The sequence below is a fragment of the Sporomusa intestinalis genome, assembly GCF_055383785.1.
Map to the genome: position 1 here is coordinate 943,612 of NZ_AP042390.1, position 21,193 is coordinate 964,804.

The window sequence follows — 21,193 nt, forward strand, 5'->3', positions numbered from 1 at the left end:
AACTGTGAGTGAAAAAGTATTGCTGCAGCAGGCTGAGGCCGCCGAGCAGCCGACCAAACAGCGGGTAGTTGTAATCGTTGTTTTACTGGTGACATTATTAGTTGCATACCTTGACCGGGTTAACGTATCGGTGCTTGTGGCCGATGAAGCCTTTTTGGCGGCAATGGGGATCAAGGGCAATGCCGTGGCAATGGGGTCGCTGATGTCATTGTTTCTGGCAACCTATGCCATTGCCAACAGTGTTCTCGGACCGCTGGGCGATTGGTGGGGGCCGCGCAAGGTCATGGCTTTGGCTATTGTATTATGGGGCTTGTCCTGCATTTATGGCGGTCTGGTAACGACCTTTACCGGCATGCTTGTGGCCAGATGCATTCTGGGGCTGGGGGAAGGCATGCATTGGCCGATGCAGATGAAGTTTGTCCGCAACTGGTTTCCGCCCAATGAACGGGCCCGGGCCAACTCCACCTGGCTGCTGGGTTTGGCGGCCGGACCGGCGATTGCCATGCCTTTATTTGTCTGGATTGTCGGCAACTGGGGCTGGCGGTCAAGCTTTTTCGCCTTAGCAGCTATTGGCATTATACCGTTAATCCTGATTTGGTTTTTTACCACCGATTACCCGCGGGAGAGCAAAAGAATCAACCGTCTGGAACTGGAATATATTGAGAACGGGCTGCAGGCCGAAGCGGCAGCCAAACAGAAAGCGGAGCCGGTTTCCGCCTGGGAGGCGTCCAAGGGCTTCCTGTTTAATCTGGATTACTGGCTGTGTGTGTTGTTTTATATTTGCAGCTCTGCGGCTTGGTGGGGGTTGATGACCTGGATTCCGTCCTACCTGAAAGAGGCTATGGGTTTTTCCTGGAAAAGCATGGGCTTCTGGGCTAATGCCCCCTATGCGGCGGCCGTTGTGGCGCTTGTGGCTGTCGGTTATCTGACCGATAAGGTGGAACGGAAAGCTACTTTCGGCATCCTGCATATGCTGGGCGGGGCGGCGGGAATCTATTTTGCCGCTCATGCGACAGATCAGATCGAAGCAGCGCTGTGGCTTGTGGTGGCCGTATCGGCACTGGTCATCGGCCTGCCCGGTCATTGGTCGATGATTCAAAAAGTTGTGCCCGAGAAAGCCCTGGCAACAGGCAGCGGGCTCGAAAGCGGCCTGGGCAGTGCCGGCGGGGCGCTTACACCGGTCATTGTCGGGTATTTTATTGACGCGACCGGCAGTTATGCCGGCGGGCTGATGTCATTGGTCATGTTTTGCCTGATTGGGGCGGTGGCGATGATTGCCCTCTGGTTTAGGAAGGTGTAGATCGGATGTAGACATTCGCCTGCTTAATATTTTCTCAACAAAAGAATGAATGCACTGGCGGCACCCAGCGCAGCTACACCGCTAAGAAAGGCAATACCACTTTCTGCGTGACCTGTAGCACCAATTACAAAGCCAACCGCCAGCGGAGCAAAGCCTGATAATGCATTCGCAAGCCCGATAAATATTCCTGAGGCGGTACTTATGATTTTACCCGGTACAAGGTCCTGGAGCAATGTATAGGCAGCGGGGGTCCCAAAGGACATAAATCCCATACCCAGGGCGATAAATATAGCGGACATCACATTGCTGGCAGTTGCAACCGAAGTATATATGCCTGTGCCCAGACCAATCATCGCGATCAGGAGGACAGGCGCTCTGCGTCCGAAGGCATCCAGAACATAGCCGGAGATCAGTTTGGTAAAAAAGCCAGCTACTCCTGGCAGTGAGGCTAATGCTCCCATTTCGGCCCAGGAAAACCCGCGTGAATTCTTAAGATAGACTGGTAACCAAGTCATAATGCCAAAGTATACAAAGGATTGGCAGCACATGAACAAAACCAGCAGCCAAAAAGAAGTGTTTTTAGATAAAGCGGTTATGTTTTGTTTAAAGGATCCCTGCTCCAATTGCCCTTGGGCGGCTTTTTCCGCGGCCAGCCCGGATTCGATGAGATCCAGTTCCGCGTTATTAACCCTTTTATTTTGCCGGGGTGTGTCGGTTGTAAAAAACCACAGCAATACCAGCGGAATTAAACCGATTACTGCCAGTCCAAAGAAACTGAAACGCCAGCCGGCGTAATAGACCATTGCCGACACTAACGGCATGCTAATAACGGGGGCCAGGGTTATTCCCATTGACCAAACCATATTCGCCCGGCCCCGCTCTTTTATAGGAAACCAGTTTTTTACAAAAGTATTTTGCATGGGATAATGCAAGCCTTCCCCAATACCTAATAGAATTCTGGAAACAATAAGGAGCCCAAAAAAAGATGTTAGACCACCTATTACGAGTGATAGAACCCATATAAACACAGCAATGATCATGGCTTTGCGAGGGCCTAAGTAGTCGCCCAAAGGAGCCAGCAGAAAACTGCAGGCTCCATAAGCAAACAGGAAGGCAGTCATGAGCATGCCCATCTTTACTGGTTGACCCTCTAATTGCAAATCATGTAAAAAATGTGGGTCGGCTATCAGTACTGAGATATTTACCCGGTCCATAAATGCAATCAACAGTGTGATTAGTAAAATAAATGATAACAGGTGGCGTTGACGTGTTGGTTTTTGACTCATAGTTCCTTCCGGTAGTTGTTTCATTTAAAGCATCCTCTCCCATTATTGCTACACCTGTTATTGCCAGCGTCGTTCGGATACAATCATAACTGCCTATTGGCCAGACAGTTATGATTGTATCAGCAGCGATTGCAATGCATATAAAATCAGGCTGGTAATACAAGTGCTAGCTTTTACTTAATCAGTTTTTCTGTTTTTCGCATATTTTAGAGATGCAAAATACATGCCAAAAAAATGTCTTTTGTGAAGAGAAACTGTCTAAATTTGTCAAAGAATGCCTTTGTTCCATGGTAATTAGTATTTATTTTTTTGAAATTTTTTAAAAAACTGATTTTATAATAGGATAATTTATTCCGCTGATTAGCCTAAAACTGTAGAGCGACTGCTGTTTTTGTAATACAAAAATAGAAGCTTTCTCATCCTTTGGCCTATCGTAAATGAACGCAGCTGAATCCTTGTCCTATCGTGGACAGAGCATAACAAAGTCTTCTATCGAAGATGTTTCATCTTCCATGGGAGGCTTTGTTATGCTGTTTTAATGGATAGTAACTCTGTTGTTTGCCGTTCTCTTGGACTATTTCCTTTTGGCAAAATTTTATGCCAAGGCGAAGCAGTTTTACGAAGGTTATGGCAGAAAATCAGCGTTATATTGACGATAATTTGCCTGCTAATATTTCAAATTCAGATACTTGGCATAATATTTGCTAATAAAAAATGTGTATTGCTTTATTATAAAATTTCATGAAGGAGGGATAGACGCATGCCAAGCAATTTTGAAAGGATACAAGTCGCCAACTTTACGCTGAATACTGCAGGGCCATATTCAACCGTTTTCTGGCCGTTTTACGGTGCAGAGAAAATTCTCTCCGTAACTGACGGCTAGCAAGATTAAAAGCATTTATTGTAGCTGTATTTCTGCTACCTGATAAATCAGTGAACGATAATTAATATTTGAGGTGTAAGTATGCAGATTATAACATGTTTTAAAATAGTGCCGGAAGAACAGGACATTATTGTTAACGCTACTGGCGATCTCTCGTTTGACAGAGCAAAAATGACAATCAGTAATTATGATATCAATGCAATCGAGGCGGGAACCCAGCTGGTTGAAGCCCATGGCGGGGCAGTGGTGGGGATCAGTGTCGGCGCCGCCGGCATAAACGACTCTAAATTAAAGAAAAACGTTTTGGCCCGGGGGCCGGAAAGTCTGTACGTAGTGGCCGATAACAGCCTGGCTGATATGGATACACACCAGACCGCAACTGTTTTAAAAGCAGCGATTGGTAAAATAGGCCAGTTTGACCTTATTCTCTGTGGCGAAGGATCGGCCGATCTGTATGCCCAGCAGGTTGGTGTTCAGCTTGGGCAGCTGCTTAATCTGCCCACAATCAACAGTGTCAGTAAAATTTCCATTAAAGATGAACAGGCTATCGTCGAACGCATTCTGGAGGACGAGGTGGAAATACTGGAAATTCCATTGCCGGCAGTGCTTTCAGTTACCTCTGACAGCAATGTGCCGCGCATTCCCGGCATGAAGCAAATCTTAGCGGCCGGGAAGAAAACAGCTATTTCCTGGACCGCTGCCGATCTCGGCCTGGGCCGGCCGGCAAAATCCATTGAGAACCTGGAAACGAAGGCCCCTCAGCAAGCGGAACGCAAGCAGGATATCCTGGAAGGCGATGCAGAAGAAGCGGTCCGGAATTTTCTGGAAAAAATTATTAAAGAATTGAAGTAAAGGGTGGGCACAACAATGAAAATACTGGTTTTTGCAGAACGGAATAAGGCCTTGGCTGACCTGTGCAGCGGTGCACGCAGTCTGGGGGATCAGGTCGAAGCCGTCGTTATTGGCGCGCCGGGAGAACTGGCCGCCGATAAAATATGGTCCATTCCGCCCCAGGAGAATGTAATGCTGGAGGATTATACCGATTCCCTTGCGGCGCTTATGGACAGGGCCGCCGCCGATATGCTGCTGATTGAGTCCACAAAACGCGGCAAGCTGATTGCCGGCCGGCTTGCCGCTATGAAAGGTTCCAGCGCTGTCACTGATGTTATCGGGTTTACAGATAATCTTGCAAGCCGGCGCATGGTTTATGGCGGGGCGGCAGTCCGCCAGGAAAAAGTGGTGGCAGGAACAGCCATTGTTCTTATCGGTCCTGGCGTACTGCCCCCTGCAGCACCTGTGACAGGCCGGGGGGAAGTAGAGACGGTCGCCTATATTGAACCTGGCATCAAGGTCAACGTAGCAAGCCGGGTACAAAAACCAAAAATCTCTGTCGATTTGGCCAGTGCTAAAAAAATCATCGGTGTAGGCCGTGGCCTGGCCAAGCAGGAAGACCTGGCCATAATGCGGGAACTGGCTGATGCCATCGGGGCTGAACTTGGCTGCACCAGGCCTATTGCGGAGGCCGAAAAATGGCTGCCCAAAGAAACCTATATCGGTGTATCCGGCCTGATGCTGGCACCGGAGGTGTATATTGCGGCCGGCATCTCCGGCCAGATTCAGCATACGGTTGGCATCAGCCGGTCGAAGGTAATCATTGCTATTAATAAAGACAAAAATGCGCCGATTTTTAAGCAGGCCGATTACGGTATTGTCGGTGACCTGTATAAAGTGGTGCCGGCATTGATCAGTCAATTAAAATAGTCGAGCATAGGGTAGTTTTATGAGGCGACTGGAAAGGGTGTTATCATGGCTGAGGAAAAATTTGACGCCATCGTCGTCGGGGGCGGTATAGCCGGCACGGTCGCAAGCTATCTGCTTGCCCAGGCGGGCCTGGAAGTAATGCTGGTAGAACGGGGAACATTTGCCGGCAGTAAAAATGTGAGCGGAGGCAGAATCTACAGCCACAGTCTCGAAAAAATTTTTCCGGACTTTGCCCGGGAAGCACCGGTGGAGCGTAAGATTACCCGGGAAAAAATCAGTCTTATGACCGAGGATAGCAGTGTAACCTTGGATTTCTACTCCGGTTCCTTAGGCCAGCAAGGCAGTGATTCTTATTCCGTATTACGCAGCGTGTTTGACCAGTGGCTGGCAGAAAAGGCGGAGGCGGCAGGCGTCCTGATTGTCAGCGGTATCCGGGTTGATGATTTAATTGTCCGTGACGGTAACGTCTGCGGGGTGATTGCCGGTGAGGATGAAATGGAGGCTGATATTACGATTTTAGCTGATGGCGTGAATTCGCTGCTGGCGCAAAAAATCGGCTATTGCCACGAATTGCTGCCTGGCCAGGTTTCCGTGGGCGTAAAAGAGATTATCGAACTGCCCCGGGAAGTGATCAATGACCGTTTCAACTGCCGGGAGGATGAGGGAACCGCCTGGCTGTTTGCCGGGCTTCCTTCCGGCGGCAGAACAGGCGGCGGCTTTTTATATACCAATAAGTCCAGCTTATCCCTTGGTATAGTCTGCACACTGAGCGATTTAATCAAAGGCGATAAAGCGGTGCCGCAGCTGCTGGAGGATTTTAAACAGCATCCGGCCATTGAGCCGCTGGTCAGGGGTGGCAAACTTGTGGAATACTCTGGCCACCTTGTGCCGGAAGGAGGGCTGGCGATGGTGCCGAAGCTGGCTGGCAATGGTGTGCTGGTAATTGGCGATGCCGCCGGATTCTGCATTAATACCGGTTATTGCGTGCGGGGGATGGACTTGGCAGTCACCTCCGCCGAGTGTGCCGCGCAGGCTGTTTTGGCTGCCAAGGACAGGCAGGACTATAGTGAGGCGACCCTTAGCCTGTATCAGACTAAACTGAAGCAGAGTTATCTCATGCAGGATTTAAACCTGTATAAAAATCTACCGCACTTTTTGGAAACAACACCGCGCCTCTTTGACGGCTATCCCCGGCTGGCAGCCGACATGCTGACTGACCTATTTACAGTCACCGGACAGCCGGCGAAGCCGTTGATGAAAAATATGCTTAACCATGTCCGGAAAATTGGTATTACCAACATCATGCGGGACAGTTGGAAGGGGGTGCGGTCCTTGTGAGTACGGTCAATGTAGATGAGAAGCTTAGTTTAAATAAATTTTTTGTAGATGAAGACAATGCCCATATCATTCTTACAGCCGAGCCTGACAGGCAGGAACTGCGAAAGCTGGTACTGGCTTGTCCGGCCGGATTATACAAGGTTGATGAAAACGGCATCATTCATTTTGACTATGCCGGATGTATCGAATGCGGCACCTGCCGGGTGCTTTGCGGCAGTACGATTCTGGAAAAATGGGAATATCCTGTAGGAACATTAGGTATAGAGTTTCGTTGGGGATGACCTGCAGAAGAATATAATATATGATCAGGCGTGTGACAAGAAACTGTTAGAAAACCCGCTTCAAGCCTTTCATCAGGCGAAGAAGCGGGTTTTCCCATTTCTCAAGTCGTGAAGTTGTTTAATTCGTCCGCAGTCAAACAACGGGTTAGCTATCTTTGGCGTCTTGTTCCAACTTGTAACAGAGCGCGCGCCGTGACATATTGAGATAGTTCGCAGCTTCTGTTTTGTTGCCATTATTTATTTCCAGGGCTTTATAAATTACCTTATCCGTAAATTCTTTTAAATCAAATTTTTCAGCTGGCAGAATAAAGTTGTCCGGGTTGATGACCAGTGGGGAATTTTTGCTGGCTGCATCTACCGGCTGCTCATTTTTGGTGATCGCTCCCAAATGCTCCGGACGCACCTCCATGTCATCATACATAAAGGTTACCCATTCTATAACATTGCGCAGTTCACGGATATTGCCGGGCCATGAATAAGAGCGGAGTATATCGGCTGCCGCCGCTGAAACAGCAGTAAACTGCTTTCTTCTGAGCTGGGCGAACTCCTTCAGGAATACGTCGGTTAATGGCAGGATTTCATCAGACCGTTCCCGCAAGGGCGGCAGGACAATATGACCCACCTTAAGACGGTAATACAAATCTTTGCGAAAGCTGGCATTGGCAATCCTGTCGGATAAGTCTACGTTTGTAGCGCAAACAATGCGAACATCGGTAGTAAGTTTTTTGACGCCTCCTACCCGATAGTAGGTCCTTTCCTGGAGGACACGCAGCAATTTACTCTGGAGCTCCAGCGGCATCTCGCCTATTTCGTCTAAAAATAAGGTTCCGCCGGCAGCCATATCCAATTTACCTTTTTGGCCCTTGGTCAAACCGCCGGTGAAAGCTCCCGCCTCATAGCCGAACAGTTCGCTTTCAAACAAGCTGGAGGTAAAAGCAGCGCAGTTAATATCAACGAACGGGGCCGGGTGGGCATCTTTGCCGTAATGGATCATCTTGGCAATAATCTCCTTGCCGGTTCCTGTTTCGCCTTGAATCAGAACAGGTATTGAACGGTCAGTATGATATTTAAATGCCTGGTCAACGATTTGCCGCATGGAGTCGGAAAAAACGCCAACATTCCCTAAGCCTACTTGTTTGGCCATAATAGTTTTTAGTTTGGACAACTCACGTTGGGTTTCTTCCGTGGCAGCTTTTACTTCGCTGTCAAAATGATTAATCAAGCGCCGATTTTCCCGTAAGAGGTTTTGATGCTCGGCAATCCTCTCTGTCAGTACTGCCAGTTCATCCATATTGATAGGCTTCAGGAGATAGTCGTAAGCGCCAGCCCGCAAAGCGTCAATAGCCGACTCCATGTCACCATGACCGGTGAAAAGGACAATGTCAGTGTTTGGCTTGGATGGCATGGCTGAAATGGTCTTTAGCAAACTGAGGCCCGACATTCTGGGCATTTTGATATCAGACAGAATCATGCCAAAATCCATGGTTTTGAATGCTGCCAAAGCGTCTTCGCCATTATCACATTCCAGGACATGATGGCCAAGCTGGCGCAAAAACATGGCAATCCATTCCCGGCCGGTTTTATCATCATCGACAAGCAAAATATTCATTATAGCCTCCTGCGTTTACTGCGGCCAGTCATAATAGTCTCCTCGAAAGGCAGCCGCAGTCGGGGTGTATGCTCTTTACTTCGGCAAAAACACCGCTAAATCCTTGTATTTATCGACTGCTCATGCTTGTTTGGCACCCCGTATTTATAGTTGCCTCTCATTTTGCCGATAGACAGGCAATTCCGCCCGGAAGGCAGCCCCGCCCTGGTCGTTGTTTGCGGCCTCAATGGTTCCATTGTAAGAAAGAATAATCGATTTAATGATAGCCAGCCCCAGTCCCATTCCGTCACCAGAAGAATTTGTGCTGAAAAAAGGCTCAAACAGTTGAGCTTTAATATCATCTGCGATTCCGGGGCCGTTATCTGACACCTCAATGATAATACAGTCTTCAAGCCAAGTAGAGATAGTAACTGTCTTATCTTCCTGTTCCATTGACTGGAGTGCATGAAAGGCATTGAGAACTAAATTGATGACAATTTCCTCGAGCCCGGTAGGTGTTGCAAAAACCGGCGGCAGATGAGCTGTCAGTTTTTTTTGCAACCGGATATTGTGCGTGGTTAGCTGGGATTCCAATAGGCTTAACACGGTTTCAATGATGCTGTTTACGTCGCAGGGAACCCGCAGCGATGAATTTTTGCTATGAAGAAAGCCGCGGACATGCTTGATAATTTTGTCAATTTTATCGGCCTGGACGGAAATATCGCTGATTGCATGCAGCAGAGCCGGTGTTTCCGCTTGGATGCCTTTTCGCTGCCAAAATTGAATGCCATCGGCAATTACTTTAATCGTGTTTAACGGTTGGTTGATTTCATGAGAAATACTGGCCGCCATTCTGCCTAAGGAAGTTAATTTTTCCGCCTGGGCCAGGGTTTCTTTGGCTTGCAGTTTATGTAACTCCGCCTGTTTACGGTCCGTAATATCACGGATAGTGCTGAAAATAACAATTTTCCCTTCAATCGGCACACAGACGGAACTGACTTCTACCGGGAAGGTTGAGCCATCCCGCCGGTGGTGCTCTGTCTCTAACAAATAGCCGTCTTGTGCAGCCAGTATTGGCATAAGCGGATGCACAAGGGCGGGGATCTCTGGTTGTGGTTCAAAGGCAGGGCTGATTCGCATGGTAAGCAGGTGCTCGCGTGTATAGCCATACGCGGTTTCGGCCGCTGGATTTGCCTCGACGATCAGGCCGTCAGGGCGGGAGATAAGAATAATATCATTTGTCCGCTGATAAAGAAACTGGTAGCGTTGTAATACCGATTCCGCCTGTTTTCGTTGGGTAAGATCGTGAAAGCAGATAATAAAATGCGTAGTTTCCTCCAGCGTGTTTTTTACCGGCGTGACTGCAATCTCAAATGGCGCTAGTGCGCCATCCCGTTTATACAAAATAAATTCATTTATCCAGGCTGAGCCGGTTGCGGCGACAGACTGAATCTCGGTAAATATTTCCCTATCTTGATTAAACAGCTTAATTGTTGCGGGAAAATGCAATTTTACAACTGACTGATAATCGGGCAGGGTCAAATCGGCGAAAGCTGGATTATTCCATTCGATGACAAAGTTCCGGTCCGTAATAAGAGTGGCATTGGTTGTTGCCTGCAGCCCGGCGGTTATCAGCTGCAACTGCTGTTTTTTAATCGCATCATTGATAGCAAGCGCAATTTGCTCGGCAAATGATTCGATTTCACAGACGACCCTGTTGCTAAAAAAATATTTGTAATTTGAGTAGATTACCAGTGCACCCAGTGTATTGCCTTTTGTTTTCAAAGGAAATGCCGCAACAGAACGTATCTTGCGGGCAACTAATCTGTCTAACCAGGGCTGGATCTGAAAGTTGGCTTTCTCCACGTCGACAATCAAGGTCTTCCCGCCCCGGATAACTTTACCTGTTGGCCCTTGCCCTTCCAGGGTGTCATCCCAGCGGATATTAAGTTCGCGTAGGCGGATAAGCTGGTTTTGTATTCCCTCTACTGCGCTAATGCTGACAGTGCCATCATGCTCCTTTAAACCGATCCAGGCGAAATTAAACCCGTAGATGTCAACGAGTTTGTTGCAAATGTGAGAAAGAATGGTTGTTAGGGGTTTATCTTCCATTACCATGAGGGCTACTTCTTTCAAAAGATCGTTACGGGCTTCTAGTTGCTTTTCATGTGTTATATTACGCGCAATTCCGTTTATTTTAATCAAGTCACCACACTCGTTGAATGTCGGCAGATTAATATGTTCGACCCAAATCATGGAAGAGTTTTTAGGCCAAATGCGGGTGATCATCGGTTTTCCCGGAGATTCTGCCATCATGCCGGCCAAGGACGCGAAAGATTGCCTGTCATCCTGATGAATAATACGATATCCCAGCATGTGGTTTTCGTAAAACTCATTTGGCGAATAACCTGTTATCGCTTCGATGCCCGGACTAATATAGTCGAAGGTTTTGGTTGGCGACTGATGAAATGAATAGACGATAAACTCGGTCTTTTCAACAAGGGTGCGCAATAGCACATCAGCTTCAGATGACACTGCGATTTCCTGCAGATAGCTTCTGAAAATTGCAATGGCACATACCAGCTGTGCGAGACTAGCCATACGGTATATCCATAACCAGTACCAGTCCGCCTGACTGGCTTGTAAGCTGATCAGATTCAAAAATCCCCAGACAGTCAAGGCAATGATAGTTGCAAGTACTGTAAAGAGACTTTTGGTCTGCAGTACTAGCTTATTATAAGCAATCGCGCTATATACAGCCAATAAAAATGCCGATGGCAGGAGAATAGTAATATGGCTTGGTGCAAGAAAGAAAAAAATGAGTATGAAACAGATCAGACAAATAAGCGGAATGACCTGCCAGGTCTTATTGTACTTTTTGTGAATTACGAAGCCTGATAAGATAAGGTAGCAGCTGAGTAGTTTTGTGGCCAGACAAGTGAAGGTAATGGTAGTTTGGTCTGCCTGGACATAGCCAAGTTCGAGAATATCAGCAAACAGATTACATAACCAGCCTAGCAGCCAAAGTAGGTTAGGGGTATTACGGTTCATTATAAATAAAAGAAATAACAATACGAGCGAAATCATTGAGAATAAAAGCTGAATTATCGAGGAAAATGCAGGCGGAATCAATATGTCATTCAAACTCATCGTTTGCCTCCTGGGAAGAAGTTTTTGCATTAATAATTCCCAATAAAAGACCATATTCGACATTATTCGTGCAGCTATTTTGAATCTCCTTTATCGACAAATATCAAAATTTGCCAAGCTGCTGTTTGTTTCAGTGCTGGCTTATAGTACAGCGATAAGAAACCTTGTGGCCATAAGTAAAAAAAATGGGGGTAATGTACTGTTATAGTATTCGTACCTAAATTTTTATAGTTCATATTTTTTTGTATTACAATTTTGCAAACATCTACACTTTTTGCATATGAGAAATTCACTTTTGCTTTCAAAAAAACATTTGTTTAGCTGATCTTGATAGAAAAAAGGTCGGTCAGAGTACCCTGACCAGCGCTCAATCCTTGGCCAGCTTGCAGCTGTTTACCTGCCCGGCTGCATTGTGTCAGCACCTTTAAAATAGTTTGATTGGCATAGTTCTTGCAAAGATAAATATACGGCAGTGTCCGATAAATCATTATAAGGCCAGAGGAGATGAGACGAGTGATTAATCAAAAACCTTTAAGTGGATACCGCATTATTGAATTGGCGACTTTTGTTGCGGCACCGGCGTGCGCCCGGATTTTAGGAGATTGGGGCGCCGATGTTATTAAGGTCGAGAGTCCGGACGGTGATGCATGGCGTACTTACGGCCAAACCATGTCAATGCCTGCAAACGAAGAGGAGAATCCGGCCTGGGAGCTTGCCAATACAAATAAGCGGGCAATTACACTGGATTTAAAAAAACCGCAAGGGCAAAAGGTGCTTCACGATTTATTGCAGACAGCCGACGTATTTATAACCAATAACCGGCTAGAAGCGCTTAGAAAAATGCAATTGGATTACGAAAGTCTGAAAGCAAAGTATCCCCGGCTAATCTATGGTATTGTAACCGGGTTTGGCGAAAAGGGGCCGGACGTTAACCAACCGGGGTTCGATACGGTTGCTTTCTGGGGGCGCAGTGGATTCTTGACTGATTTGGTTCCTGATGGGGCATATCCGGTATATAGTCCGGCCGGTTTTGGTGATTTGGCAGTAGGATCTATATTATGCGGCGGGATAAGCGCGGCTCTTTTGCAGCGGGAGAAAACCGGCAAAGGTGAAAAAGTAAGTATCTCATTGTTCGGGGCAGCAGTATGGCTTGCCGGTCTAATGATTACTGCGACCCAATCACGCTATCAGAACAAGTACCCGAAAGAGCGGCTCGAAGGGAATCCGATGGTAATTCCCTATAGGACTAAAGACAAGGAATGGATTTTCCTGTCGGTTCTTGATTATGACCGTTACTGGCCGGCGCTATGCAAAGTGATTGAGCGGGAGGATCTCCTAACCGATAAGAGGTTCAAAACAAGGCTTGATATGTTAACTAACCGGGCGGCTCTCATTCCTGTTCTGGAGGAGGCCTTTGCGACTAAAGACATTAATGAGTGGATTGTTCGCCTGCGTAAAGCCGATATTGTTCATGTAAGGCTGCAGCATTTTAAAGAGATTGAAAATGACCAGCAGGCATGGGCTAATGATTTTCTTTATGAAAATACTTTTGCCAATGGTGCAAAAGCAGCGCTTCCGAGTTCACCGGTTCAATGGGCTGAGTCCGGTTCACTTTCTTATCAGGGGAGTCCGCTATTGGGCGAACATACTAAAGAACTTCTTGAGGAATTAGGCTATACTCCGGAACAGATTGAGGAGTTGAAAACATTACGCGCCGCCGGTATACGTTGACGCTATAGCGCTATATAAACTTATGCAGGAGGAATTTAAATTGAAAAAAGTAGTTATTGTATCGGCAGTTCGTACTGCCGTAGGCAAACACAAGGGACAATGGACCAATGTGCCACCGGAAAAATTAGCGGCGGCAGCAATTAAGGAAGCGGTTCTGCGCGCTAAAATTGATCCTGCGGAAATTGAAGATGTCGTTATGGGGAATATCCAGGGGCAACACGGCAATCTTGCCAGAATAGCCGCCATGACGGCCGGATTGCCGCTTACCACCGGGGCAACCACGGTTGACAGGCAGTGCGGCTCAGGCTCGCAGGCGGTGATTAATGCGGCCGTGAATATCATGGCCGGCTATGGAGACATCTATATTGCCTGCGGTGTTGAGCATATGACAACAGCCCCCTATCAGTTAGAAAAAACAGCCGCTTATTCTTCTAAGCCACCGGCTTTTTTACCAAACCGTTTATCCATTGACGAGCTTGGCAATCCGGATATGCCGACTACCGCCGATACCTTAGGCGCCAGGCATAATATCAGCAGGCAGGAATGCGACGAGTTTGCCTTGCTGTCACATACCAGAGCAGCCCGGGCCATTAAAGCGGGTGTATTTAAAGATCAGATCGTCCCGATCGAAGTAAAAACCAAAAAAGGTGTACAGATAATCGACACCGATGAATGCGTACGTTATGATTCTTCTTTGGAAACCATGCTTAAACTGGCACCGCTGCATCAAGGCGGACTGACTACGGCTGGCAATTCCTGCCCCCGGTCAGATGGAGCCGGCGCCTTGGTTATGATGTCGGAAGAGAAAGCTAAGTCGCTGGGGCTAACGCCGCTGGTCAGCTTTAGGTCCTTTGCCGTGGCAGGGCTGGATCCCAATATTATGGGCTACGGACCGGTGCCGGCAACGCGTAAAGTGCTGCAGCGGGCAGGCCTTACCGTAAATGACCTGGATATTATTGAACTCAATGAGGCGTTCGCCGCCCAGGCGCTGCCATGCATAAAAGATCTCGGCCTTGATCTGGCAAAGACAAATCCCAATGGCGGAGCCATTGCGTTAGGACATCCCATCGGCGGTACGGGCCCCATTCTGACAACTAAGCTGGTGCATGAAATGGTGGCGAAAAATTATAAACTCGGCTTGGTGACTATGTGCATTGGCGGTGGACAAGGGTTAGCGACAATTTTTGAACGTTATTAAGTGCCAATGGTCCTTTGGCAGATGGCAGTTAATTGTAAAGCGATGGTGCTTCCTGAAGTATAGTGCACAGGTGCGTATCCGGGATTGCGTCGGCACAAGCACACCAGGCTCCGGCTCATAGAGAGTGGCTTACGTTACATGGTCGCGAAGTACACGTTCTACATTGCAGGCTGATTGTCACTATGCGAACATAATTTGGGGAATGAAAGCGGCAGGAGAACCAATTCTCTCCGCTTACAAGCCGTTTTACTGTGCGAGGGGCTCAAAACCTGTATTATCAGCAAGCGTATATAGATAGGACTAATGGAACGAAGCGTAAAATATGATGCTGGAGTGATAGGTGTGAATTTAATCCGAAATAGCATTCAGGCAAAATTAACGGTCATGTTACTGTTGATTATTGTCGGCGCACTGTGCATGCTGGGCGGGATCAATTATTGGCAGGCGCGGCAGATTATTAGTACAAGTCTGACTCATGATATGGAAAATGTAGTGGCGAGATCTGCCAGCGAAGTGGGCGATTGGTTGCTTGCCCGCAAAAGCGAATTACTAATTGCAGCGATGGACCCTGTTATTATATCCGGAAATAAAGAGGCAATGGTCCCTTATTTAAGGTCAATTGCGAAAGCTATGCCAGGCATGGATGGTGTTGCCTATGCTGCTGCCGACGGATCATTTATCGGTAATTCAGGAATGACAGGCAATGTAGCTAAAGCAGAGTACTTCATTCAGGGGATGCAGGGACAAGCGGTCATAACGAATCCAAGAATTTCGCCGGTTAAGGGCAACTATGTCACTGTAGTTGCTGTTCCGGTTAAGTCCGGCGATACAGTTACGGGCGTCCTCTTTGCCACCGTAGATATGGAAGGCCTGACTAAAAAAGTAACCTCAACCAAAATTGGCAAATCCGGCTACGCTTATGTCGTACAGGGCGACGGAACCGTGATTATCCATCCTGACAAGAATGTTGTTTTGAAACTAAATACACTTACAGATGAGAAGATTTCGCCGGCGCTGAAAAAAATTACCGAAGAAATGGTTAATGGCGCCAACGGCATAGTGCAGTACAAGTTTTCCGGCAGAGAGCGGATTGTCGCGTACTATCCTATCGCAGGGGTGCAATGGTCGCTGGCCGTTACTGTCCCGATCGAAGAGATTACCGATAATCTGTCAATGCTGCTGAATACGACGATTATGACCATTTTGGCTGTACTGGCAGTGACTGCGTTGTTGATTGCGTGGTACGCCCGGCGTTTTGTCAAGCCGATTCTGTTACTTGAGGCTGCTGCCAACCGTATTGCCGGCGGGGATGTATCGTCAGAGCAGCTGGATATCCATTCGAATGATGAATTGGGAAGACTGGCCCGCAGCTTTGAGCTTATGTCTCACAATTTATCTACGTTAGTAAAAAAAATTCTGGGTGCTACCGAACAGGTAGCGGCTTCGGCCGAGGAGCTGAACGCCAGCTCTGAACAGTCCGCACAGGCGGCCAATACGGTTACTGCGGCTATTACCCAGATCGCGGACGGGACCAATGAACAAATGGAAGCCGCCAGTTATAGCCGCACTGTTATTGGCAAGATGACCGACAACTTACAGCAGCTTGTGGCGCGCGCCGATCAGGTCGCTCTGCGCTCGGACCAAGCAGCCGAACAGGCACAGGCGGGTGATGCGGTAGTAGGAAAGGTTGCCGCGCAAATGCAGCAAATTGAGGAAACGGTTGTCTCCTCAGCCCGGGTAGTAAGTAAGCTGGGTGAGCGTTCCCAAGAGATTGGGCAAATTGTTGACACAATTTCCGGTATTGCCGGTCAGACAAACCTGCTGGCATTGAACGCAGCGATTGAGGCCGCCCGTGCCGGCGAACAAGGCCGCGGGTTTGCCGTCGTTGCCGAGGAAGTCCGCAAACTGGCAGAGCAATCACAGGATGCGGCCAAACAAATAGCAGCATTGATTGGCGAGATACAAGACGAGACCGATAAGGCGGTAGCGGCAATGGACAACGGCACCCGGGAAGTTAAGATGGGGGCTGCGGTGGTTAATACGGCCGGGATGACTTTTCAAAAGATTGTTGAGCTTGTTGCTGCGGTCTCCAGGCAAGTCAAAGAGATCTCAGCGGCGATGGAGCAGCTTTTTACCGGCAGCAGCCAGGACATTGCCGCATCCATCCAAATGGTTGACTCGCTTGGGCGAAAATCAGCCGATGAAGCCCAGGGGGTTTCAGCTGCCGCACAAGAACAACTGGCATCGATGGAAGAAATTGCTGCCTCCAGCCAGGCCTTAGCTGCTTTAGCGCAAGATCTGCGTACCGCAGTTAATTCGTTCCGTATATAAATAGGCGGATAGACCTTGTCTGTCTGTAATGAAATAGAGGAGGATGTTGTTATGAAAATTGATGATATTAAAAAGGTTACGGTCATCGGTGGCGGGACAATGGGTAAGCAAATTGCGCTTAATGCTGCGATTCATGGTTATGAAGTTAATTTAACCGATAGTTTTCCCAGCGTATTGGCACAGGTTGACGCCTGGAGCAAGGACTATCTGAACGGCCGTGTGGCCAAAGGAAAAATGACAGCAGCTGCGGCCCAGGACACAATAAACCGTTTTCATATGGTTAGTGACTTAGCTGAAGCAGTGAAAGAGGTTGAATTGGTCATTGAGGTTATTGTAGAAAAGCTGGATATTAAGCAAGACCTTTTTGCCAAACTGGAGGCACTTACTCGTCCAGATACTATTTTAGTCAGCAATTCCAGCACTTTTGTACCATCCGTGATTTCGTCCCAGATGAAGAATCGCTCCCGGGTGGCAAATCTGCATTACTTCAATCCGGCCTTGCACATGGAATTGGTGGAAGTCGTCGTGGCGCCTCAATCCAGTGAGGAAACCATTGACACACTGATGGCGTTCGCTGCCCGAATCGGTAAAAAGGCGATCAAAGTCCAAAAGGAAATTGAAGGTTTCGTAGTTAACCGGCTGCTGGGGGCAATCAACAGTGAAGCCTGGTTCCTTTTGGACAGCGGCTATGCCACTGTTGAGGAAATTGATCTGGCTGCGGAAAAAGGTCTGGGTCATCCGATGGGGCCTTTCCGCATAATGGATTTGGCTGGCTTGGATGTAATCTATGATATCCGTAATGCCAAATACAAGGCCGGCCTGGGGGAAGCGCCCTCAAAGGTGCTGGAAGCAAAGGTGAATAATGGCCATTTCGGCAGAAAAACAGGCCAAGGGTTCTATTCCTATAAATAATTATCACCGGTCAGCCGGAAAAAAGGGCCCGCAACGGTTGCCATTTCAAGGTCAAATGGGAAGCATTTGACCGGTTTCTTGCTGACTAAAGTTTTGTGAGATTGGCTATTCTTAACTCGTTTCCCTGGGGAGAACGGAAGAGCAGCGCGCTGGCGCAAAGGCTTCCGGAACACTCAGGGAAATGTTTTTTTAGTGAAGTGATCCGGTTAACAAAAACTGCGCTACAAAATCGTAATCAACACCCAATTTTGTTGGTTGCAGTACAGTCTGGTGTTGACAGGGCAACCGGTAAAACAATGTGTTTTCTATTTTTCCTGTAATCATGAACGGCAAATCCGCCGGTTTCAGCGGTTTAAACCGCTGTAAGGGGGATAAAACGGAAAGCTGGCATATTTCTTGCTTTTACTAGGTTAGACGGCGGACAGCAAGGGATTTGCTCCTTATACAGGCGCATTGCCTATTCCCTTTGCACTGAACGCCCCCAAAGATTCTTTTGCCGGGGAAGACCAAACGGGGGAAGAGAGGAGGGTATGTAAAGAGCTCCCGGGAGTGGCTTGGACGCAGGCATGGGATACGAGCACTGTGGATTAGGACGAATTAAGATTGCAACAAACCGTTAACGCCTATTCCTAAGGCTCAACAATTTAAAACAAACCAAGGAGGAAAATACGTTGAAGAAAACTCTCGCAACTCTTCTCGCACTTATGTTTGTACTCGGTATCGCCGGGGCCGCACTGGCCGCTCCGGCCAATACCTTCGCCGATGTGCCGGCCACACACTGGGCATACGGAGCGGTGACTAAACTGGCAAAAGCCGGTATTGTTGACGGTTACGGTGACGGCAGTTTCCGCGGCGACAAAACCATGACCCGCTACGAAATGGCCCTGGTTGTTGCTAATGCCATGACTAAGTCCGACAAGGTCGACCCTGAATTTAAAGCCCTTATTGATAAGCTGGCTGCCGAATTTGCTGACGAACTGGACAACCTGGGTGTCAGGGTATCAAAACTTGAAAAATATGCCTCCAAGATTAAGCTGAGCGGCGATGCCCGCCTGCGCTGGATTCACCAGGAGGCCAGCACATCCAACCCGGCTTTTGCCGAGCGATTCCGTTTGGCTGCTCAGGTTGATGTCAACGACAAAGTCAACTTCTATGCACGCTGGCAGGTGCTCAACCACAACACGATGGGTACTTATAACGCCGCTACTGTTAATTACATTACCGACGCCAGTGTGCAAGTGAACCGGCTGTTGCCGAATATCGATCTGAAAGCCGGCCGCTACAGCCTGAGTCTTGGTGAAACTACCTACTACGCCGGTACAGTCGGCGGCTTTGATGGTGCCGAGGTTACCTGGAAACAAGGCAAAGCGGCTGTCTTTGCCGGTTATGCCGACCCCGGGAGTCAGTTTGATTATGCCGCGGCTGACCTTACCACAGATCACAATCCTTATGGTAACCTCTACTATGGCCAAATGGTCTATAAATTTACCAATAAAGTCAAGATGAGCACCTTTTATATGAAGAACCAGGACAAAGGTTCAACGGCCGCTAAACTCATCAACACCTATGGCGCCGGTTTTACCTATGGCTTTGGCAAGGACTGGAAAATTGTAGCCGACTATTGGAAAAATACGGCTGATGCTGCTCAGCTTGCCGGCGGCAGTGAGCCGGACGGCAGTGTTTACCGCCTGCAGTATGGCGCGATGAAACCTAGTGTTCCCGGCAGTTGGCAGGCATTTGTCGAATACAATAAAATAGAGAAAAACTCCAATGTTCCTACTTTCAGCGGTGCTTATACCGCTGCCTCCAATATCAAGTCCTGGGACGTCCAGTACGCCCGCACGTTAGGCAAGAATGTCACTTTAGAGGCTGTCTATCAGTTCAATATGAAAAAGGCTGATACCGGTACCGACTACTACACCGGCGATGGCACTGGTGACACCAGAACCCGTATGCAGGTTAACATTCTGTTTTAGTTTTACAACAAACCGTGCTGCGGCACGGTTTTCCTTTTTAACCGCTGTGGTGCAAGCGACAAAGCATTGCTAGTTAAATTAAAACTTGACCTTGAATATTGCCGGAATAATGGACAAATTTGCAATACAAAAATGGAATTAGGTGACGGTTTTTGATACTGGCGGTATGGACAAGGAGATTGGCAAGTTCAGGAAGCCAATGTACGATTTTCTACTTTTAGCCTGTATATACTGACACTTGTGCGGTTTCGCCCCTCTAAAACCAAAACACCCGTATATCTGGCACACTTCTTGCTTTTAATTACTGCGGAAGTACGGTGCGCTGTACATTAGCGGGTAACATTTGGCAAGCGAAGGATACGTCACAGAGGTATTTGTTAACAAAAAATTGCGCTATGACGCACAACGAACGGAGAGGACAAACTTGAAAACCAAAATTACCGAACTCTTACACATTCAGTATCCCATTATGCAGGGGGGATTACAACATCTGGGAACGCCGGAACTGGCTTCTGCCGTATCCAATGCCGGCGGCCTGGGGACTATCAATGCCACGATTTACCCGTCTATGCCTGAGTTCCGGGATGCAATCCGGAAAATGAAATCGCTAACCAGCAAACCCTTCTGTGCCAACGTGTCTATGCTGCCGACCATGATGCCGGGAGAATTGACTCAGGAATATTTCAAGGTAATTGTTGAAGAAGGCGTTGCCGTCGTAGAAACAGCAGGACGGGATCCCAAGGCATTCGTGCCCCTACTGAAGGCTGCCGGTATCAAGCTGATCCACAAAGTTGCAGCTGTGAAATATGCCAAGAAAGCTGAAGAAGCCGGTGCAGACATGGTTACCATTGTTGGGGTTGAGTGTGCCGGTCATCCGGGCATGGACGATATTACTACCATGATTTTGGGCAACAAGGTAGCCAAGACCGTGAAAATACCGGTCTTAATTGGCGGCGGTATAGCTGACGGCAAAGGGTTGGTGGCCGCACTGGCACTTGGCGGCGAAGGCATTGTGATGGGTACGCGGTTTGTTGCTACGCAGGAATGCATAATTCATCCCAATTTTAAACAGTGGATGGTTGAGGCCAGCGAAAACGATACTATTCTGATTCAACGCTCAATCAAGAACATGATTCGCGCTATGAAAAATGAAGCGGCCTTAAGATGCCTGGAAATGGAGCGGCAGGGTGCCACCTTGCAAGAACTCCTGACGGTAATCTCCGGCAAAAAAAGCAAAGCCTGCGTGATGGCCGGCGACCTGCAGGGAAGTATTTTTGCAACAGGACAGGCTATGGGCTTAATCGACGAAATCAAACCGGTAAAACAGGTTATTGAAGATGTCATGCAGGAAGCCGGACAGGTGCTGGCGCGGCTGGAAGCCATGAAGAATTAAGCTGACTTTCGTATTACCGTTTGGGAATGGCCGCCGGCACTGGGACTTGTTAGCTGAGCACGGTA

Annotated in this window: 14 protein-coding genes; 11 read left to right on the plus strand and 3 right to left on the minus strand. The window is 48.1% G+C overall.

Annotated features, from left to right (window positions below; translation table 11 throughout):
• Positions 1 to 4 precede the first annotated feature (4 nt).
• The gene (locus ACZ481_RS04315) at positions 5 to 1,300 is read left to right on the plus strand and encodes an MFS transporter (RefSeq protein WP_464768936.1); all 1,296 of its coding nucleotides are present in this window, start codon (positions 5 to 7) and stop codon (positions 1,298 to 1,300) included.
• Positions 1,301 to 1,323: 23 nt separating this feature from the next.
• Here the strand turns inward: ACZ481_RS04315 and ACZ481_RS04320 are convergent, their stop codons facing one another.
• The gene (locus ACZ481_RS04320; protein WP_464768937.1) at positions 1,324 to 2,610 is read right to left on the minus strand and encodes an MFS transporter; all 1,287 of its coding nucleotides are present in this window, start codon (positions 2,608 to 2,610) and stop codon (positions 1,324 to 1,326) included.
• A 940-nt stretch (positions 2,611 to 3,550) separates the two neighbouring features.
• Between ACZ481_RS04320 and ACZ481_RS04325 the strand changes: the two genes are divergently transcribed.
• From ACZ481_RS04325 to ACZ481_RS04340, 4 genes are read left to right on the plus strand one after another with little or no spacing between them, the layout of a single operon-like run.
• On the plus strand, positions 3,551 to 4,321 hold the full coding sequence (locus ACZ481_RS04325) for an electron transfer flavoprotein (RefSeq protein ID WP_464768938.1): 771 nt from the start codon (positions 3,551 to 3,553) through the stop codon (positions 4,319 to 4,321).
• 15 nt (positions 4,322 to 4,336) lie between these two features.
• A complete protein-coding gene (locus tag ACZ481_RS04330; RefSeq protein WP_464768939.1) occupies positions 4,337 to 5,230 on the plus strand; it encodes an electron transfer flavoprotein subunit alpha/FixB family protein in 894 nt (297 codons plus the stop codon).
• A gap of 45 nt (positions 5,231 to 5,275) precedes the next feature.
• Positions 5,276 to 6,568: an FAD-dependent oxidoreductase gene (locus ACZ481_RS04335; RefSeq protein ID WP_464768940.1), complete on the plus strand. Its 1,293-nt coding sequence runs from the start codon at positions 5,276 to 5,278 to the stop codon at positions 6,566 to 6,568.
• Positions 6,565 to 6,849, plus strand: coding sequence for a ferredoxin family protein (locus tag ACZ481_RS04340; protein WP_464768941.1), 285 nt, complete (start codon positions 6,565 to 6,567; stop codon positions 6,847 to 6,849). The genes ACZ481_RS04335 and ACZ481_RS04340 overlap by 4 nt, the downstream gene beginning before the upstream one ends.
• A 145-nt stretch (positions 6,850 to 6,994) precedes the next feature.
• Here the strand turns inward: ACZ481_RS04340 and ACZ481_RS04345 are convergent, their stop codons facing one another.
• Positions 6,995 to 8,458 (minus strand): sigma-54-dependent transcriptional regulator, encoded by a 1,464-nt coding sequence (locus ACZ481_RS04345; protein WP_464768942.1) that lies wholly within the window; start codon positions 8,456 to 8,458, stop codon positions 6,995 to 6,997.
• Positions 8,459 to 8,602: 144 nt separating this feature from the next.
• Positions 8,603 to 11,650, minus strand: coding sequence for a GAF domain-containing sensor histidine kinase (locus ACZ481_RS04350; RefSeq protein ID WP_464768943.1), 3,048 nt, complete (start codon positions 11,648 to 11,650; stop codon positions 8,603 to 8,605).
• 450 nt (positions 11,651 to 12,100) lie between these two features.
• Here ACZ481_RS04350 and ACZ481_RS04355 point away from each other — a divergent pair, with 450 nt between their 5' ends.
• The 6 genes from ACZ481_RS04355 (at position 12,101) to ACZ481_RS04380 (ending at position 21,128) form a co-directional block, all read left to right on the plus strand.
• Positions 12,101 to 13,318, plus strand: a complete 1,218-nt coding sequence (locus ACZ481_RS04355) for a CaiB/BaiF CoA transferase family protein (RefSeq protein WP_464768944.1) — start codon at positions 12,101 to 12,103, stop codon at positions 13,316 to 13,318.
• Positions 13,319 to 13,358: 40 nt separating this feature from the next.
• On the plus strand, positions 13,359 to 14,516 hold the full coding sequence (locus tag ACZ481_RS04360; RefSeq protein ID WP_464768945.1) for a thiolase family protein: 1,158 nt from the start codon (positions 13,359 to 13,361) through the stop codon (positions 14,514 to 14,516).
• Between the two features lie 342 nt (positions 14,517 to 14,858).
• Positions 14,859 to 16,847, plus strand: a complete 1,989-nt coding sequence (locus tag ACZ481_RS04365) for a methyl-accepting chemotaxis protein (protein WP_464768946.1) — start codon at positions 14,859 to 14,861, stop codon at positions 16,845 to 16,847.
• A 51-nt stretch (positions 16,848 to 16,898) separates the two neighbouring features.
• On the plus strand, positions 16,899 to 17,759 hold the full coding sequence (locus ACZ481_RS04370; protein WP_464768947.1) for a 3-hydroxyacyl-CoA dehydrogenase family protein: 861 nt from the start codon (positions 16,899 to 16,901) through the stop codon (positions 17,757 to 17,759).
• Between the two features lie 671 nt (positions 17,760 to 18,430).
• On the plus strand, positions 18,431 to 19,735 hold the full coding sequence (locus ACZ481_RS04375) for an S-layer homology domain-containing protein (protein WP_464768948.1): 1,305 nt from the start codon (positions 18,431 to 18,433) through the stop codon (positions 19,733 to 19,735).
• Between the two features lie 388 nt (positions 19,736 to 20,123).
• Complete coding sequence (locus ACZ481_RS04380; RefSeq protein ID WP_464770574.1) at positions 20,124 to 21,128, plus strand: NAD(P)H-dependent flavin oxidoreductase; 1,005 nt, start codon at positions 20,124 to 20,126, stop codon at positions 21,126 to 21,128.
• Positions 21,129 to 21,193 lie beyond the last annotated feature (65 nt).

Bases quoted from the DNA above. Each gene is read 5' to 3' on its own strand.
- ACZ481_RS04320 (WP_464768937.1), bottom strand. From the start codon at position 2,610: ATGAAACAACTACCGGAAGGAACTATGAGTCAAAAACCAACACGTCAA.
- ACZ481_RS04325 (WP_464768938.1), top strand. From the start codon at position 3,551: ATGCAGATTATAACATGTTTTAAAATAGTGCCGGAAGAACAGGACATT.
- ACZ481_RS04330 (WP_464768939.1), top strand. From the start codon at position 4,337: ATGAAAATACTGGTTTTTGCAGAACGGAATAAGGCCTTGGCTGACCTG.
- ACZ481_RS04335 (WP_464768940.1), top strand. From the start codon at position 5,276: ATGGCTGAGGAAAAATTTGACGCCATCGTCGTCGGGGGCGGTATAGCC.
- ACZ481_RS04345 (WP_464768942.1), bottom strand. From the start codon at position 8,458: ATGAATATTTTGCTTGTCGATGATGATAAAACCGGCCGGGAATGGATT.
- ACZ481_RS04350 (WP_464768943.1), bottom strand. From the start codon at position 11,650: ATGTCGAATATGGTCTTTTATTGGGAATTATTAATGCAAAAACTTCTT.
- ACZ481_RS04370 (WP_464768947.1), top strand. From the start codon at position 16,899: ATGAAAATTGATGATATTAAAAAGGTTACGGTCATCGGTGGCGGGACA.